Origin of the sequence: Dactylosporangium aurantiacum (genome assembly GCF_000716715.1) — a bacterium.
GTDB lineage: Bacteria > Actinomycetota > Actinomycetes > Mycobacteriales > Micromonosporaceae > Dactylosporangium > Dactylosporangium aurantiacum.
This window is the reverse complement of record NZ_JNYJ01000213.1, coordinates 1-225: the sequence shown is the minus strand read 5'-3', so window position 1 is coordinate 225 and position 225 is coordinate 1. Positions and strand designations below refer to the sequence as shown.

Genomic DNA, 225 nt, shown 5'->3' with positions numbered 1-225 from the left:
GGGACGGCGTGGTCGGTGGTGTCGGTACGCCGGGCACGCAGGAGGTAGGTGGTCGCGGCGAGGAACACCACGAGGCAGGTCCAGGTGTTGAGCCGGATGTCCAGGATGTGGTTGGCGTGGTCGACGCGGAGCGCTTCGATCCAGACCCGGCCGAGGGTGTAGGCGGCGACGCAGAGGGCGAAGAGCCGCCCGCGGTTGAGGTCGAAGCGTCGTTCGGCCCAGAGG

The 225-nt window shown here is 69.8% G+C and carries 1 protein-coding gene; it reads right to left on the bottom strand.

All coding sequences use genetic code 11. From position 1 onward, the window contains the following. Nucleotides 1-225, bottom strand: a 225-nt coding sequence (locus OP18_RS50960; RefSeq protein WP_033368089.1) for a prolipoprotein diacylglyceryl transferase family protein, incomplete at both ends; no start/stop codon positions are given.